The organism is Solibacillus daqui, from assembly GCF_028747805.1.
Classification (GTDB): domain Bacteria; phylum Bacillota; class Bacilli; order Bacillales_A; family Planococcaceae; genus Solibacillus; species Solibacillus daqui.
In genome coordinates this window covers 1,390,322-1,404,560 of the sequence record NZ_CP114887.1, presented here as the reverse complement: position 1 = coordinate 1,404,560, position 14,239 = coordinate 1,390,322, and the positions used below count along the sequence as shown (strand labels likewise).

At 33.8% G+C, this 14,239-nt stretch carries 15 protein-coding genes; 8 read left to right on the top strand and 7 right to left on the bottom strand.

The window, feature by feature from the left end; genetic code table 11:
* The first annotated feature begins 293 nt into the window (after positions 1 to 293).
* Genes O7776_RS06630 through O7776_RS06615 form a run of 4 tightly spaced genes read left to right on the top strand, consistent with a single transcriptional unit; the run spans position 294 to position 2,502 of the window.
* Positions 294 to 599 (top strand): ArsR/SmtB family transcription factor, encoded by a 306-nt coding sequence (locus tag O7776_RS06630; protein WP_274309806.1) that lies wholly within the window; start codon positions 294 to 296, stop codon positions 597 to 599.
* A complete protein-coding gene (locus tag O7776_RS06625) occupies positions 587 to 1,876 on the top strand; it encodes an arsenic transporter (protein WP_274309805.1) in 1,290 nt (429 codons plus the stop codon). Before O7776_RS06630 ends, O7776_RS06625 begins: the two co-directional genes overlap by 13 nt.
* Positions 1,877 to 1,882: 6 nt before the next feature.
* On the top strand, positions 1,883 to 2,296 hold the full coding sequence (gene arsC / locus O7776_RS06620; protein WP_274310457.1) for an arsenate reductase (thioredoxin): 414 nt from the start codon (positions 1,883 to 1,885) through the stop codon (positions 2,294 to 2,296).
* On the top strand, positions 2,296 to 2,502 hold the full coding sequence (locus O7776_RS06615; RefSeq protein ID WP_274309804.1) for a hypothetical protein: 207 nt from the start codon (positions 2,296 to 2,298) through the stop codon (positions 2,500 to 2,502). Before arsC ends, O7776_RS06615 begins: the two co-directional genes overlap by 1 nt.
* A gap of 102 nt (positions 2,503 to 2,604) precedes the next feature.
* Here the strand turns inward: O7776_RS06615 and O7776_RS06610 are convergent, their stop codons facing one another.
* Complete coding sequence (locus tag O7776_RS06610) at positions 2,605 to 3,999, bottom strand: SgrR family transcriptional regulator (protein ID WP_274309803.1); 1,395 nt, start codon at positions 3,997 to 3,999, stop codon at positions 2,605 to 2,607.
* Positions 4,000 to 4,102: 103 nt separating this feature from the next.
* Here O7776_RS06610 and O7776_RS06605 point away from each other — a divergent pair, with 103 nt between their 5' ends.
* Positions 4,103 to 5,275, top strand: coding sequence for an MFS transporter (locus tag O7776_RS06605; RefSeq protein WP_274309802.1), 1,173 nt, complete (start codon positions 4,103 to 4,105; stop codon positions 5,273 to 5,275).
* A 52-nt stretch (positions 5,276 to 5,327) separates the two neighbouring features.
* Here the strand turns inward: O7776_RS06605 and O7776_RS06600 are convergent, their stop codons facing one another.
* Together O7776_RS06600 and O7776_RS06595 are read right to left on the bottom strand one after the other, a co-directional pair.
* Positions 5,328 to 5,567 carry a DUF3977 family protein gene (locus O7776_RS06600; RefSeq protein WP_274309801.1) on the bottom strand — a complete coding sequence of 80 codons (240 nt, stop codon included), beginning with the start codon at positions 5,565 to 5,567 and terminating at the stop codon, positions 5,328 to 5,330.
* Positions 5,568 to 5,570: 3 nt separating this feature from the next.
* Complete coding sequence (locus tag O7776_RS06595; RefSeq protein WP_274309800.1) at positions 5,571 to 6,005, bottom strand: GNAT family N-acetyltransferase; 435 nt, start codon at positions 6,003 to 6,005, stop codon at positions 5,571 to 5,573.
* Positions 6,006 to 6,301: 296 nt separating this feature from the next.
* Between O7776_RS06595 and O7776_RS06590 the strand changes: the two genes are divergently transcribed.
* On the top strand, positions 6,302 to 7,000 hold the full coding sequence (locus tag O7776_RS06590; protein WP_274309799.1) for a class I SAM-dependent methyltransferase: 699 nt from the start codon (positions 6,302 to 6,304) through the stop codon (positions 6,998 to 7,000).
* A 267-nt stretch (positions 7,001 to 7,267) separates the two neighbouring features.
* Here O7776_RS06590 and O7776_RS06585 read toward each other — a convergent pair whose 3' ends face one another.
* On the bottom strand, positions 7,268 to 7,576 hold the full coding sequence (locus O7776_RS06585) for a hypothetical protein (RefSeq protein WP_274309798.1): 309 nt from the start codon (positions 7,574 to 7,576) through the stop codon (positions 7,268 to 7,270).
* 414 nt (positions 7,577 to 7,990) lie between these two features.
* Here O7776_RS06585 and O7776_RS06580 point away from each other — a divergent pair, with 414 nt between their 5' ends.
* Positions 7,991 to 9,265, top strand: a complete 1,275-nt coding sequence (locus O7776_RS06580) for a helix-turn-helix domain-containing protein (RefSeq protein ID WP_274309797.1) — start codon at positions 7,991 to 7,993, stop codon at positions 9,263 to 9,265.
* Positions 9,265 to 9,426, top strand: a complete 162-nt coding sequence (locus O7776_RS06575) for a hypothetical protein (RefSeq protein WP_274309796.1) — start codon at positions 9,265 to 9,267, stop codon at positions 9,424 to 9,426. Before O7776_RS06580 ends, O7776_RS06575 begins: the two co-directional genes overlap by 1 nt.
* A gap of 93 nt (positions 9,427 to 9,519) precedes the next feature.
* Here O7776_RS06575 and O7776_RS06570 read toward each other — a convergent pair whose 3' ends face one another.
* From O7776_RS06570 to O7776_RS06560, 3 genes are all read right to left on the bottom strand, one after another.
* Positions 9,520 to 10,152 (bottom strand): LysE family transporter, encoded by a 633-nt coding sequence (locus O7776_RS06570; RefSeq protein ID WP_274309795.1) that lies wholly within the window; start codon positions 10,150 to 10,152, stop codon positions 9,520 to 9,522.
* A 291-nt stretch (positions 10,153 to 10,443) separates the two neighbouring features.
* On the bottom strand, positions 10,444 to 12,138 hold the full coding sequence (locus O7776_RS06565) for a methyl-accepting chemotaxis protein (protein ID WP_274309794.1): 1,695 nt from the start codon (positions 12,136 to 12,138) through the stop codon (positions 10,444 to 10,446).
* 333 nt (positions 12,139 to 12,471) lie between these two features.
* Positions 12,472 to 14,163 (bottom strand): methyl-accepting chemotaxis protein, encoded by a 1,692-nt coding sequence (locus O7776_RS06560; protein WP_274309793.1) that lies wholly within the window; start codon positions 14,161 to 14,163, stop codon positions 12,472 to 12,474.
* Positions 14,164 to 14,239 lie beyond the last annotated feature (76 nt).

The following is a 14,239-nucleotide window of genomic DNA, read 5'->3' as shown; positions in this document are numbered from 1 at the left end:
TGCGGATAACCATGTGATTTCACTAATCTTAGCCTATACTTATGTCTTAATTCGACAAAAATGATGTGGCATAACATTCTGAGTTGCTTCAAATAAATGGAGTTTCTAATATCCTTGTCAATTGTTCTAATAAGTGCTCGAAATGTTCTAATATAACCCAAGTTTCTTCTAATATCCCAGACCTATCTTCTAATATCCGCTCGAATGATTCTAATAACCAATATAAGCATTTACTTATAAAATACACTGTGCTATTTTATATAAGCAAATACTTATTTATTTTGGAGGAAATGATGGATTTAGACTTACTTGAAAAACAATTAAAAGCATTAGCAGATAAAAACCGCCTGACTTTGCTTGCTTGTATGAAAAATGGTGAAGTATGTGTATGTGATTTTGTGGAGGTGCTTCAAATCTCTCAACCCGCAGTGAGTCAACAACTGAAAAAATTGAAAGATGCAGGCATTATTTTGGAAAGAAAAGATGGCACATGGAAGTATTACCGCTATGCTGACGATTTAGCTGACGTCGTAAAAGCCGTGATAAATGAATTACAAGCTACAACATGCCGATGTGAGGGTACATCATGTTCATCTTAGCTGCTTTAATTTTTATCGTGACTCTTATTTTTATTATTTGGCAACCCAAAAACCTGAATATCGGCTGGTCTGCGATGGCGGGGGCTACCATTGCCCTTTTATGTGGGGTCGTTAATTTGTCAGATGTTGCTACTGTTATTGATATTACGTGGAATGCAACATTGTCATTTATTGCAATCATTATTATTTCACTCATTTTAGATGAAATCGGCTTGTTTGAGTGGGCTGCACTACATATGGCAAGAGTCGCTAAAGGAAGCGGCTTCAAGCTCTTCATTTACATAAGTTTACTTGGAGCAATCGTTGCCGCGCTTTTTGCCAATGATGGGGCTGCACTTATTTTAACGCCGATTGTTCTTGCAATGGTGCGCCATTTACAATTTAAAGAGCAAATTATTTTCCCTTTCGTTATCGCCAGTGGCTTTATTGCCGATACGACAAGTTTGCCTTTTGTCGTTAGTAATTTAGTGAATATTGTTTCTGCGGACTTTTTTGAAATCGGCTTTGTTGATTATGCACTTCGCATGGTGATACCAAACCTATTCTCGATTATCGCCACGATTTCAGTACTCCTGATTTATTTCCGTAAATCCATACCAAAGCAGTTTTCACAAGCACTATTAAAAGAACCAAAGCACGCGATTAAAGACCCGTTTCTGTTCAAATGGTCTTGGCCTATCCTTTTGTTACTTGTTATTGGTTACTTTTCAAGCGAATCCTTAGGTGTACCGGTATCCTTAATTGCAGGAATTATTACCGTGATTACACTATTACTTGCTCGAAATCGTCCAGCAGTTGACACAAAAAAGGTGATAAAAGGTGCACCTTGGAATATTGTCTTTTTCTCGATCGGTATGTATGTCGTTGTGTACGGCCTCGGCAACGCTGGCTTAACAAACTATTTAGCCAAACTAATTGAATGGACAGCCAATCAAGGATTATTATTGGCCACAATCGGAATGGGCTTTTTAGCTGCCTTTTTATCGAGCATTATGAATAATATGCCAACTGTGATGATCAATGCTTTAGCAATTGCCGAAACAACTACGAACGGTGCGATAAAAGATGCACTTATTTACGCAAATGTTATTGGCTCTGATTTGGGGCCAAAAATTACACCCATCGGCTCTCTTGCAACACTCGTTTGGCTCTATGTGTTAAGTGAAAAAGGCGCCAAAATTTCTTGGGGTACTTACTTTAAAACAGGAATCACCTTAACGATTCCCATTTTATTCATTACATTACTCGGACTATATGTATCACTACTACTATATTAGGAGCTTATTATGAAGAAAACGATTTACTTTTTATGTACAGGCAATTCGTGTCGATCACAAATGGCAGAAGGTTTTGCAAAAAAATACTTACCTGATTGGGAAGTAAAAAGCGCGGGAATTGAAGCGCACGGCTTAAATCCAAATGCCGTCAAAGCAATGGCAGAGGTCGGAGTCGATATAACTAATCAAACTTCGGATATCATTGATGAAACCATTTTAAATTATTCAACGCTCATCGTAACTCTTTGCGGTGATGCAGCGGATAAATGTCCGATGACACCACCACATATAATGCGCGAACACTGGGGCTTTGATGACCCTGCTAAAGCTATAGGGACAGACGAAGAAAAGTGGCTCGTGTTCCAATCCGTGCGAAATGCGTTTGAAACACGTATTAAAGAGTTTGCAGGGCAAAAATAATGCGCATACACCATTCAGGAAATAAGTCGACACAGTTTTTCACTGCTTATATGCAGTTACTGATACAAGCTGAAGTTGTTGAAATTGAGAAGCTGAAAATTTATATGGTAAATCAATTTTTCAACGGCAATATCGATTCACTAGGGCCGATTTCAAAAGCGAATTTTATTCAAGCGTTGAATGAATTACAACTGCCAAAACTTTGATTTAGCAATGGCTATATATCAAGAATTCCGATCATACACCACTTCTAAACATAAGAAACAAGCACCCTAGCTTGTTTCTTTTGCTTGCTTCTATCTATAAAATTATTGAATTAAATAACTTTCCTTCAAATTCGGATAACCGAACAAATCATGCCCCTTTCGAATAAAGTTTTTAGGATAATACATTTTACGATAAGAGTCATATAAAGCAATTCTACTAGTAAAAATCGTTTCAAAGCTATTTCTAGAATACTCCAACAAATTCGGATATATTGGAACAATTAAGCAATCATAATTTTCAAGTTTCTCTTCATTTTGAGCATCCTTCACCGTTAAATGATCCACTTGTATAAGTGGACTACCCATTATTCTTAATAGATCAACAAACTTTTCCTTATTAACGATATAGCCTACTTTAAATGAGGCTGAAGGAATTACAATATCAATTGGGTTACTATGAAGAGCAATTTTTGATTCATCTAATATCGATACCTCTTTCGCAAACTGATAGAAAAATGCCTGCAAATGCTGTTCCAGTAGCTTTGAAACATCTGATTTATAATAAAGGTAAAATGTGCCGCCATACTCTAGCTTTTCAGTCCAATTATTTTCATCCACAATCGATGACGATATTTTTCTTGCCATTTGAGAAGGAATTGTCTGAAGCAAAATATTACATATAATCGGCTTTGCTAAATGGTAATTTGGGTTTGCAGTTAATACATATTGATTTGTTACATTCTGTTTTATTATAAAAGCACCTGAATAAAATCCTTTATATTGTATTGAAAATTCTATTTGAGCAAGTACTAACAAAAGCTCTTGTAATGTGCCATCATAATCAAATATTAGACACTGATTTGAATAGTGAATGCCCTTTAATTTCGCTCGATATTGCATATAGCTTCCATGATTAAAAGACTTTAACAACGAATTGACAATTTGCTGCATCTCCATTGGTTGTCCTGTATGCCAATAAAGGCTGGTCCTCATATAAAAAATAAATTTCCCTTGTTTTTGTTCCCAGTGGAAAGCCAAATCCCCTTCACCATGTTCATCAACCAGTCTGCTAAATAAATGCGAGACAATCCAAGCTGATTCTGTATCAGTGACCGTTAGTGGATCTATGTTTAGTTGTGCATTATAAATAGGTATTGTTAATTGGCTTGGCAGTGGATTTTGCTTGAAAAACAGCGATGAAAAGATAGTTGTAACGAGCGCTTCAGGCAAAGGTTCAACATCTAAAATTTTTAAGATTGCACGTGATAATTTAGGGTCATTTAAACTTTCCTCTACTATTTCTTCAACATTTTTATGCCAAATAATTTTCGATTTGTTGCCTCTGCCTTTACCAGGTATATATGTTAACCATCCTTGCTGCTCATACTTTTTTAAATTACGAGCCGTTTGTTTCACACTCAATTGTAAATACTCAGCTATGTCATGAATTGCTAATGCTTCTGATTTTAATGCCCATAATTTCAATAAATTGATCATTTACATCACCTTTTAAAAGGAGACATTTTTAATATAATTGTCCATTTTTAATCTCCTATGTCTACTTTATAGTTTCATTATAAAGAAAAGGCTGGTGAATGGGATGCCCTATGTAAAAAAAATATTTTTTATTCAATTTTCACTTGAATTAATAAGCGGTGCATTTTTAGTGTTAAGCTCTTGGACTATTTTTGCAACGACCGGAAGCTTGCTATTAACTGGGCTTTACATTAGCTTAGGATTTGTTCCTAGCTTAATTGCCAATCTATATATCGGAGCGATTGTCGATCGACGAGATAGCAAAAAGATGATTCAAATTGCCATAATTGTTATAGCAATCGCACTTTTAAATACGCTATTTAGTTTTCAAATGGATACAATCTATATGCTGTACTTATCACAAATGCTTTTACAATTAGGTGGTAGTATTTTTAGACCATCCATACAAGTTTATATGACACATCTTTTTGAACATAACCAATTACCTTACCTATTTACAAAGTCCGCCTCTATTTCAATTTTTGGCGGAGTAGTTGGTACCTTTATCGCCAGCCAACTTGTAGATTACTCGAATATATCTATTTTACTACTTATGCTTTGTTTCATAGCGATTACTTTAGCGATTTCTTACACATTACCTAAAACAGTTCAAGCAAAAAACCAGATTCAAACTACGATTCATCAAGATTTGAAAGATGGCTTTCGTTACATTAAAACTAAACCGATATTTTGGAAACTCTTCGTTATACTTGGATCTGGTCAAGTTATTACTCATTGCACAACAGGATTTTTAGCTGCCTATACGTATGAAACAGTTGCAAATAATGCGACTGTTTATGGTTATTTACAAATAATATTAACAATAGGTGGCATCTCAATCGGATTATGTTCAAAGCAATTCTTAACAAAATTAAGCAATATTTTCTCACACACTGCATTTTTGATACTTAGCATAGCCTTGATACTTTGTGTATTTAGTAAAAGCTATATTGTTATTTTTATCTGCTTATTTTCAATAGGTTTGTTAACAACATGGATTCGAAGCCACTTTCAAGCAGTTCAACAAATGCATACTGCTACGGGCTTTAATGGTAAAATGGCGAGCTTTCGAATGATTATCAATCAAGGAAGTGTTGTTTGTATAAGCCCACTCTTAGGTGTCATTGCCTCTGTAATAGGAACGAACTATATTTTTTTAATATTAGCGATTATTTCAATGGCTTCGTACTTATTAATTGGAAACATGTATTCTATTAATGCAGACAGTGTGAGATAAGGAAATAAAAAAACGTCTTCATAGGAATTTCGAAGACGTTTTCATTCTTTAATCAATCTTTACTTACAATACCAAAAATCACCTTAAATTCATTACGATTCTTCTTTTTAAGCTTTATGCCTTCCTTTAAATCAAAAATAAGCACCGTTTTCCAAATCCAAACTCGTATATAGGCAGAATGAAATTGAATTGGGCCAACAATACCCTTCTCTTCGTATTCTGTGCCATCCGCTAATTCCGTTTCTGTTCGTACAAGCCATGTATTACCGATGCCAAATTCGATAAATTTCATACTTTAGCTCCTCAAATTTTTCGTAAACCCTGTACTTTTCGCAGCGTATCCTAATCGCTCATAAAATTGATGCGCTGCCTTACGTTCATCTCGATTCCCACTATTTAATGTAACTGCCACACAATCGTTGTTACTTGACCAATTATCCACTTCCTGCATTAAGCACTGCCCGATATTCTTTCGACGATGCTTTTCATCTACAACTAACGCTAAAACCCTTACATATGGCCCATCAAATTCAAACGCCCATTGTTTCATTAATCCTGCAAACCCAACTACTTCCCCTTCAAGCTCAGCAATAAAGATGTGATAGTTTGGTAAATTTAATAGCTTTTCAAAACGATTTTGCAGTTGAGAAGAGGTGGTAGGATAACCGAGCTGTGTCATTAATTGTGTTAGTTCAAGAATATCTTCCTTTTTGAATCGACGAATTTGCATAGAATACCTTCCTTTCATTTATCCTAATTGTAATATTTGTAACAAATGTAATACACCGTTATTCATAAGGTACCGTGAAGATCTCCCATTTCCACCCAGTCAAGTTTTCATCATTTCACTTACATTCCCTTAATTGATGGATAAAAACTCCAAATCTATTAAACTAACCACGTTAAAATGCATTTCAGCGCGGATTAACACCTAAAATAACAATCGATTTAACCTGTTTATAAACTATTTGTAACATTCCTCAACTAACATTATATTACAATTTATACTATTAAAGGAGGGATTCGATGTTAGTGAAAGATGAACAAGATGTATATGATTTATTAGATTCTTTATTAAGAGAGCCCACACAATTTTGGGATTCGTTTTATAAGGATCGTAAAGAAAAGGAAATTCCATTTTTTTGTGACCGCGTTGACGAGCATTTAAAGAAGTATGTTGAAAACAATATGATTCAACGTGGTCGCGTACTTGAAATTGGCTGTGGCAATGGACGAAATGCAATTTATTTAGCTAAAAATGGCTTCTCAGTAACAGCTGTTGATTTATCACAGGAGGCTGCAAATTGGGCGACACAACAGGCTAGCTTGGAAAATGTGGATATTGAATTTTACTGTGAAAATATTTTCAATTTAATATTTCCAAATGAGTCATTTGATTTTATTTACGATTCTGGCTGTTTTCATCACCTAGCACCACACCGAAGAATTACTTACATTCAATTTCTTCAACACCATTTAAAACATGATGGCTATTTTTCAATTAGTGCCTTTAAAGAAAATGGCAAGTACGGTGGCTCCGCTCTTGCTGATGAGCAATATTATATGGATCGAAGCTTACATGGTGGTATTGGCTACTCGAAGGAAAAATTAAAAGTAATTTTTAAAAGATTTGAAGAAATTGAAATACGTGATATGCAGTACGACAATTTAACGCAGGATGAATTTGGTTTAGAGGATTTTGTTGTTAGCTTATTTAAAAAGTAAAACAAATATAAGCTTTACACATTTTAATCGAACATCTTTTCAAATTTATCAAAATTGACCAACATATGTTGAACCATAAACGCCTAGTAATATCCTGTCTTTTAGGATTATACCTTTTGCATTATAATTCCTCCTCCATATTTTATAAATTGGACTGAGTTAATTTTATCTGTACGCATGACTATTTAGTTACTTTCAAGAAGATTTAAACTGATTTTACTTAAACGACAAATAACGCCCACCTGTTTTTCAGGGGGCGCTTTCTATTTATGATATATATCTATCATTAACAAGGTACAAATATAAATCTAAATTTGACATCTGGAAGAAAGTATTTATTTTGTATATAAATGCTTCACAAAATTCTTTTTCTTTTTCTCTTTCAATTTCCCTTTCATATGTAAGTGTAATTCCAATTTCCCCTTCATCAGGCGGATTTAACAATACCCCTGTTTCAAAAATTAAAACGTTTGTCATCGCAGCTATATTTAAAATTGCCATTTGAAGAATCGTCGTTTCACGTACCGTAAAATGTTCTTGTAAATGGCCATTCACCTCAAATTTTAAAAATGTCATTATGTTTTTCCTCCTCTTAGCTTCTTATAAATGCTGCATATACAGTTTTTCCAATTTAAAATATACTAATTCTACTACTTCATTAATTCCAATACTATTTCAAAACATTTTAATTGTTACCTTATTAATCAGATTCTAATAAAATATAAATATGTTTCATCATCAAATAACCTTCAAACTAGCAAATTATGTATTAAAAAGTGAGATCAGTTTTCTAGAGATTAAATATGGTAAAGTGATTAAAGAAGCAACTTTTTACTACAATTGCCTTATAATATAATAATATTATATACACTGTCTATATGATGATAAACGCATTTAGGTTGGGAAATTTTTCACAGAAACATCTAAACAAATAGTACTATCGAGAATAAAATTCCTTATTTCATGAAATTTTTGCTAGGAGGGGGCAATTTGTTAGGTAATCTAATAAAATCAGAACGAATTAAGCAAGGCAAGAAACAAAATGTATTAGCAAAAGGAATTTGTTCAACTTCATATTTAAGTAAAATAGAAAATAATCAAGTTGCGCCAAATTCTGAAATCTTACAATTGCTAGCTAATCGACTTAATTTAAATCTTGATTTGGCGAAATCCGATTTAGAAAATCATCATGTATATCATGAAGAATTTTTCTCCATTTACAAGGAAGTTATTCAAAAACGTTCTACATCGTATACAAAAGAGAAGCTTTCATATTTAAGTGATAAACGATCTAATTATTTTTCTAAAGAAACATTTTTTGATTTTAAATTACTGCAACTATATTTGTTACTTATTATAGGAACAAATTTTGATGAAATCGATTCACAAATAGCTGTGCTTTCAAGTAATGTCCAAAGTTTAGACCACAAACAGAGCTATTTGTTTGAAAAGTGTCTCGGTATTCATTGTTATAATAACAATCAATTTAGCCGTGCATGTGATGCCTTCGATAGAGCAGCTCAAAAACTACCTTTTGAGCAATTTGGGGAAATTGAAAAAGCAGACTTAGCTTATATAAGGTCTTTAGCATTGTTAGCAAACAATCAATATTTTCAGTGTATTGAATGTCTAACATATCCTACTCAATATTTTATGAATAAAGTTAATTTTTCTCGCCTTATCGAATGCCTACTAATCGAAGGTATTGCCCATCAAAAATTAAAAAACTTAGAAAAAGCACAGGAAATTTATAGTAAAGCACTTAAGTTAGCTGAAAACACACAATACAGCAATTTTATCCCTGTGATTTATCAAAACCTTGGTTCTGTAAATTCTTCATTGGGTAATTTAGAAGAAGCACTTGATTATTTTTTTAAAAGCTTTGAAATGAAAGTCACTTTAGAAAAACAACTAATTACGATTTTTTCTATTATACAAATATATTCAAAATTAGAAAATTATGTTATTATGGAAACATGGATTAATAGAGGGATATCTCTCATAGAAAATCACGAAAACTACAAATCTTACTATTACCATTTCAAATTGTATTACCATTTATTTATTCAATTTGATGATTTGAAGTTTATTAATGAAGCGTTAAGTCACTTTGAAAATAAAAATGATGCTCGCCATGTCTATAAATATGGCATTAAAGTGGCTGAATTATTAAGAAAACAGCAAAAGTACAAATTAGCAACACACTATTATGAACGCGCGACATTTACTAATAATCAGAATGTACGCTATTGGGAGGATTTATAATGTTGAAAAAGAAAAAAATATTTAATTTACTATTCGTTTTAGGTATTGGCGTATTTATGTTGCAATTTACTAGTACTGCACATGCAGAAAATGAATTACCGGGACTTGGCGTTACTACATTTAATGTTCAAGAAAATACATATTCACTTTTAGATTTTTAAAATTCATATTATAAAGCATCAAAAAATGAACCTACACACTTTGAAAATATAATTCAAAGTATGTAGGTTTTATATTGTCACCACTATTAAATTTTAAAGGTAGCTTTTTAAATCAATTATAAATTCATAAATAAAATAACAGCCAAATCCAAATAATAACATGCCAGCAATGATTGATGCCCATTTAATCATTTGACGATTCATTACTTTTCTTGTTAATGCAACAATTGTTAATAAGCCAATGTCATGTAATAGAATTCCCGATAAAATCCCTAACGCTACGATAATAAACTGATTCGTACCACTTACATTATAGGAATCTGCCAGTACTGCACCAAAAACGGAAATCCAAAACACTAAATTCCCTGGAGAAACTGCTACTAATAAACCATTTCGATACGTAGTAAAAAAAGATTTATCCACTTTTTCACCAGCTAGTGTAATGTCCTTATCGGCATTTTTAATAGAATCATAAGCAAGCATAAATAAAAAGAGTGCTCCTATAATCCAAAGCGGCATTTGAATATACGGCAAAGCTAAAAACTTGGCAAGCCCAAAGTACAGGGCAACGATTAATAGCACATCAATCGTCATGCCACCAATTCCAACAGCCCATCCATAAATAAAACCATTTTTTAAACCTTGTTTTGTCATTTCAACAGTAATTGCCCCAACAGGCATTGCAATTGCAAGCCCTATTAAAACATAACCAAAATACAAACTCATTGAAACACTTCTTCCAAAAATTGATTCCCTCTTACGTCCGTTTATAAATATTATTGTATATGAATAATTATAAGAATTCAATTAAATTCCAAATTCACATAAATATACATAGTTCTGGATTATACACTTTGTTCTGCTTGTACATTTGTAGCGTTTTCAGAAATGTTGTAATTAAATAATTCAACACTACAAATAAATCAAATTTTTCGCAATAAAATCTAAGCAACAATCGTCAAAAGAAAAAGCCTTCATTGTATGCATATCCACATACATATGAAGACTATTTTACTTTTATAGCTTAAATCGTTTCATTTTTGTATTTATGTCTTCAGCCATTGTAGCTAGTCGTTCCGAGCTAGTAACGATTCCTTCCATTGTACCTACTGTCTCTTCAATCGTAGCCGTTGTTTGTTCTACACCGGCAGCCGATTCCTCGGTAATTGCCGCAATTTCGTCAATTGAACGGTTAATTTGCTCCGTTGTTGCAGAAATTCCGTATAGATTTTCTGTAATACTTTGAATGCTTGTAGACATACGATTGACAGCTGTCGAAATAGTGTTAAACGTTTCGCCAGTTTCTGTTATTTGTGCGGTACCTTTTTTCACTTCGTCATAACCTGATTGTAGGGACATTGTGACATTCGTTGTTTCGCTTTGAATACGTGTTACAATCGAAGAAATATCTGTTACAGAAAGAGATACTTGCTCAGCTAATTTACGCACTTCATCCGCTACAACCGCAAAGCCTTTCCCCTGTTCACCCGCTCTTGCCGCTTCAATTGCCGCATTTAATGCTAGTAAATTCGTTTGATTTGCAATGCCATCAATTACTTCTACTAATTTTGAAATTTCTTGTGATTGGCTATTTAATCCCTCAACTTTAGACACGGCCTCTTGAACAATGCGATCGATTGTATACATCTGCTGAGTAGAAGCATTCATCAATCCTTGACCTGTTTCTGTTAATTGTAATACCACTTGAGAGCCATTGGCCATTGTTGTTCCTTCGTCAGTTGCTTGCTGTACATTTACTTTAAAACTTTCCATCATATTTGCTAAATCACTTGCACTGCTTGCTTGAGATTCTGAACCTTCCGCCAAGTCTGTCATTGTCATGGCAATTTGCTGTGAGCCATCTTTTACACCAACAGCAGATTGTGCTAGCTCCTCACTACTTGCCGCTACATTTTCAGAAACTTCATTTATCGAGCTCAATACGCTCTGAAGCATACTGTTCACAGTGTTCGTCGATTGAATAAGTAACCCAATTTCATCTTGCGCTTTATGTATTAATGGCGGCTGACTTAAATCACCTTCTGAAATAGCTTTTAGTTTTTGGATAGCTACTTTAAGTGGTTCTGCAATAATTCTTGACATAACAAATGCAGTGATAATTGCAAGTATTACAATAATTGCACCAATGATTATCCCTAACGTCTTAATTCGCTCCAACTGTGAAACCATGTCATTACCCAGTTTATTTATGGACTCTTCTTTAGCTCGTGCTAATTTATCATAGCCTCCTTTTATTTCGGTAGCCAAATTATCTGTAGCCATCATATTTTGATATGCCTGGTCTGTATTACCTTTACCATATTCATCAAATACTTCTGTTTGGACAATTTTTTCCCACTCTAGAGCTTTTTCTTTGAGTTCCGTTAAATTTCCATCTGCACCTAGTTCCATCAGGATGGCACTATTAGTCTCTGCAATTTCACTATGGCTATAAAATTCGTCTATATATTTTTTATTTCCTGATAATACATAGTTTTTCTCAGCCAAATTTCGATTATTAATCGATTCTACCAATTTTTCACTTGCTGTAAGTATTTGTAATTCCTTATTTACCATAGTTTCGCCCGTAGAGACTAAACGCTCATTTGCAAAATAATTATATATAGTAAAACAGACTATATAAAAAGATACAAATAAGAATGCGGTTAATAACCTTTTTTTAATGGATTGAAACTTTTTATTTTTCTTCATATTATGTATTCCTTTCTATTTTTGGTACATATTACATTTTATTTTCTATAGACAAATATAGCATACCCCTTCTATATCGCATATTACCTAATTGCACATTTCTTATATGAAAAATATTATAAAGAAGCTATATCACTATTTATAAATACCTATTTAATAGATAAAATTCACTATAATTTGAATATTCAAATTAAAAATAAAAGATAGGTATCTCGAGAAGGGGCATATTTTGGAGTAACATAGTCTTAAATACTTAGCATTTTAAGATATTCTTTAATTAGAAGAAAAGTCTTCATAGAGTGCACATACACATCTCGATGAAGACTTTATTTTTTATAGTTTAAACTGCTGTACTTGGGTATTTAAATTTTCCGCGAGAATTGCTAATTGGTCTGTATTATTCGCGATTTCTTCCATTGTTCCTGCTGTTTCTTCAATCGTCGCCGTTGTTTGTTCTACACCGGCAGCCGATTCCTGAGTAATGGCTGCAATCTCGTCAATTGAGCGATTAATTTGCTCTGTTGTCGTAGAAATTCCAAGTAGATTTTCCGTAATACTTTGAATCGTCATCGACATACGATTGACAGCTGTCGAAATAGTGTTAAACGTTTCACCAGTTTCTGTTATTTGTGCGGTACCTTTTTTCACTTCGTCATAACCTGTTTGTAGGGACATCGTGACATTCGTTGTTTCGCTTTGAATACGTGTTACAATCGAAGAAATATCTGTAACAGAAAGAGATACTTGCTCTGCTAATTTACGCACTTCATCTGCTACTACTGCAAAGCCTTTCCCCTGTTCCCCAGCTCTTGCCGCTTCAATTGCCGCATTTAGTGCGAGTAAGTTTGTTTGATTTGCAATGCCGTCAATTACTTCTACTAATTTTGAAATTTCCTGTGATTGACTATTTAATCCCTCTACCTTTGATACCGCTTCTTGTACGATGCGGTCAATTGTATACATTTGCTGTGTTGAGGCATTCATCAATCCTTGACCTGTTTCTGTTAATTGTAATACCGTTAGAGAACCCTTGGCCATTGTCGTTCCTTGTTCTGTAGCTTGCTGCACATTTACTTTAAAACTTTCCATCATATTGGCTAAATCACTTGCACTGCTTGCTTGCGATTCTGAACCTTCCGCCAAGTCTGTCATTGTCATGGCAATTTGCTGTGAGCCATCTTTTACACCAACAGCAGATTGTGCTAGCTCCTCACTACTTGCTGCTACGTTTGCAGAAACCCCATGAATTGTGCTTAATAAGTCATGTAGCTTACCATTCATTGTGTTCGTCGATTGGACAAGTAATCCAATCTCATCTTGCGTTTTTTGTTTTAATGGTGGTAGGCTCATATCGCCGTCTGCCATCGCTGTAATTCTTTTTACAACTTCCTTAATCGGTGTAGTAATAATGCGCGCTGTAATGTAGGCAACGATAACTGATAGTATAATAATTAGCGTACCAATGGATGCACCTAAGTACATTGATACCTTCGACTGTTCAACCATCTCTTTACCCAGTTTATTGATAGATTCTTTTTTTGAATTTGCGAATTCCTCATAGCCGTTCATTACTTCCCATGCGAGTAAATCAGCCTTTGCTAAATTTTGAATGGCAAGCTCCTTATTCCCCTGATCGTATACATCAAATACTTGTGTTCGGACAATTTCTCCCCATTCTGTCGCCTTATCCGCAATTTCAGTCAAATTCTCATTTGCTTCCAATTCATTAATGATTGCATAATTTTCTCCGGCAATTTTAACATAATCTTCAAACGAGTCTTTAGCGCCAGCATTCCCATTCAATAAATAGCTTTTCGATGCCGATGTACGATTGCTTATCGAAGACGACAATTTTTCACTCGCTGTTAAAAGTTGTAGCTCTTTTTCAATGATATTTTCAGCATTCGATAGAATTCGAGCATTTGCAAAATAACTGTATGTACTAAACCCGAAAATGAAAATAATTACTACAAAAAAAGCACTTAATATTTTTGCCCTAACTGATTTGAAACTAAATTGTTTCATTATAAAAAATACCCCTCTCTATCACAAAAATCCCATATATTTTCTCAATATATTAATCATTTCCACAATATATCAT

What these genes read in the sequence shown, in the direction of transcription:
- O7776_RS06605 (WP_274309802.1), top strand. Translation starts at nt 4,103, where the DNA reads ATGCCCTATGTAAAAAAAATATTTTTTATTCAATTTTCACTTGAATTA.
- O7776_RS06630 (WP_274309806.1), top strand. Translation starts at nt 294, where the DNA reads ATGGATTTAGACTTACTTGAAAAACAATTAAAAGCATTAGCAGATAAA.
- O7776_RS06600 (WP_274309801.1), bottom strand. Translation starts at nt 5,567, where the DNA reads ATGAAATTTATCGAATTTGGCATCGGTAATACATGGCTTGTACGAACA.
- O7776_RS06590 (WP_274309799.1), top strand. Translation starts at nt 6,302, where the DNA reads ATGTTAGTGAAAGATGAACAAGATGTATATGATTTATTAGATTCTTTA.
- O7776_RS06585 (WP_274309798.1), bottom strand. Translation starts at nt 7,576, where the DNA reads ATGACATTTTTAAAATTTGAGGTGAATGGCCATTTACAAGAACATTTT.
- O7776_RS06560 (WP_274309793.1), bottom strand. Translation starts at nt 14,163, where the DNA reads ATGAAACAATTTAGTTTCAAATCAGTTAGGGCAAAAATATTAAGTGCT.
- O7776_RS06615 (WP_274309804.1), top strand. Translation starts at nt 2,296, where the DNA reads ATGCGCATACACCATTCAGGAAATAAGTCGACACAGTTTTTCACTGCT.
- O7776_RS06575 (WP_274309796.1), top strand. Translation starts at nt 9,265, where the DNA reads ATGTTGAAAAAGAAAAAAATATTTAATTTACTATTCGTTTTAGGTATT.
- O7776_RS06565 (WP_274309794.1), bottom strand. Translation starts at nt 12,138, where the DNA reads ATGAAGAAAAATAAAAAGTTTCAATCCATTAAAAAAAGGTTATTAACC.
- O7776_RS06610 (WP_274309803.1), bottom strand. Translation starts at nt 3,999, where the DNA reads ATGATCAATTTATTGAAATTATGGGCATTAAAATCAGAAGCATTAGCA.
- O7776_RS06625 (WP_274309805.1), top strand. Translation starts at nt 587, where the DNA reads ATGTTCATCTTAGCTGCTTTAATTTTTATCGTGACTCTTATTTTTATT.
- O7776_RS06570 (WP_274309795.1), bottom strand. Translation starts at nt 10,152, where the DNA reads ATGAGTTTGTATTTTGGTTATGTTTTAATAGGGCTTGCAATTGCAATG.
- O7776_RS06595 (WP_274309800.1), bottom strand. Translation starts at nt 6,005, where the DNA reads ATGCAAATTCGTCGATTCAAAAAGGAAGATATTCTTGAACTAACACAA.